We start from the raw sequence: 1,831 nt of genomic DNA, 5'->3' as shown, positions 1-1,831 counted from the left end.
GTACACGCACTACTGGGGCATGTTCACCGACATCCCGCAGTGGGCGCTGGCGCTGGCCGCGCTGGCGGTGGTGCTGTGCGTCAACCTCATCTCGGTGCGGATCTTCGGCGAGCTGGAGTTCTGGTTCGCGATCGTCAAGGTCGGCGCCCTGGCCTGCTTCATGGTGATCGGCCTCTTCCTGCTGGCGGCACGGCACGACGTGGGCGGCCACCCCGGCGGCCCCGGCCTGATCACCGGCAACGGCGGCGTCTTCCCGGCCGGGCTGCTGCCGCTGCTCATCGTCGTGCAGGGCGTCGTCTTCGCCTACGCCTCGGTGGAACTGGTCGGCGTCACGGCCGGGGAGACCGAGGAGCCGCACCGGGTGGTGCCGCGCGCCATCAACTCCATCATGTGGCGGATCGCGCTGTTCTACGTCGGGTCGGTGCTGCTGCTGACGATGCTGCTGCCCTGGACCGCGTACTCCGCCGGGGAGAGCCCCTTCGTCACCGTGCTCGCGGGCATCGGCATCCCGGCGGTCGGCGGCGTGATGAACCTCGTGGTGCTCACCGCCGCCATGTCCTCCCTCAACTCCGGGCTCTACTCCACCGGGCGCATCCTGCGCTCCATGGCCCTGGCCGGCTCGGCGCCGCGCTTCACCGGCGCCATGAACCGGCACCGCGTCCCGTACGGCGGGATCCTGCTGACGGCGGGGCTGTGCGTGCTCGGCGTCGGCCTCAACGCGGTCGTGCCGGAGGACGCCTTCGAGATCGTGCTGAACTTCGCGGCCCTCGGCATCCTCGCCACCTGGGGGCTCATCATGATCTGTCATCTGGCGTTCTGGCGCAGGACGAGGACCGGCGAGCTGACCCGGCCCGGCTACCGGCTGCCGTTCGCCCCCTACACACAGCTGGTCACGCTCGCCTTCCTGGGCGCGGTACTGGTGCTGATGGCCGCCGACGGCGAGGGACCCGGCCGGGTCACCGTGCTGTGTCTGCCGCTGATCGCCACCGCCCTGGTGGCGGGATGGTTCGGAGTACGGGCGCGGGTCGCCGCCGTCCGTGGAGGGAGCACGCCGTGAACACACCGATAGCACCGGGGCCCGCCGCCGTGCGGCGGCCCGCGCATGTGCCGCTGGTCGCGCTGGAGCGGGCCGGGATCACCGAAGGGGTGCACCACGGCTCCGTGGTGGTGCTCGACCCGGCCGGGGAGGTCGCCTGGTCCGCCGGGGACACCGGCGCCGCCATGTACCCGCGCTCCGCGCTCAAGCCGGTGCAGGCGGCGGCGATGGTACGCGCCGGACTGCCGCTGGACGGGGAGCTGCTGGCGCTGGCCGCCGCCAGCCACTCGGGCGAGCCGGAGCAACTGGCGGAGGCGCGGCGGATCCTGGCGCTCGGCGGGTTCGGGGAGGAAGCGCTGCGCAACGTACCGGACCTGCCGTACGGCGAAGCGGCGCGCGCGGCCTGGCTGCGGGCCGGCCACGGCCCCAGCCGCCTCGCCCAGAACTGCTCCGGCAAGCACGCCGCGATGCTGCTCACCTGCGGCCGCAACGGCTGGCCGGCCGACAGCTACCCGGACCCCGGGCACCCGCTGCAGCGCGCCGTCGCCGCCGAGGTGGAACGGCTCACCGGGGAACGGATCGCGGCGGTGACGGCGGACGGGTGCGGCGCGCCGCTGTTCTCGGTGTCGCTGCACGGTCTGGCGCGGGCGGCCGCCGCGCTCGTCACGGCGGCACCCGGCACCCCGGAGCGGCGGGTCGCCGACGCGATGCGCGCGCACCCCGGGATGGTGGCGGGCCCCGGGCGGGACGTCACCGGGCTGATGCGGGCGGTGCCGGGGCTGCTGGCCAAGGACG

Annotated in this window: 2 protein-coding genes; both read left to right on the top strand. The window is 74.1% G+C overall.

Going from position 1 to position 1,831, the window contains the following annotated elements; genetic code table 11:
* The coding region (locus tag ACFV5N_RS27545) for an amino acid permease (RefSeq protein WP_385605182.1) at nucleotides 1-1,057 on the top strand (1,057 nt) is incomplete at its 5' end.
* Nucleotides 1,003-1,831: asparaginase (locus tag ACFV5N_RS27540; RefSeq protein ID WP_385605179.1), on the top strand; the 829-nt coding region annotated here is incomplete at its 3' end. The genes ACFV5N_RS27545 and ACFV5N_RS27540, both read left to right, overlap by 55 nt.

This window comes from Streptomyces sp. NPDC059853 (genome assembly GCF_042731495.1).
Classification (GTDB): domain Bacteria; phylum Actinomycetota; class Actinomycetes; order Streptomycetales; family Streptomycetaceae; genus Streptomyces.
This window is presented reverse-complemented; position numbering and strand designations above follow the sequence as displayed.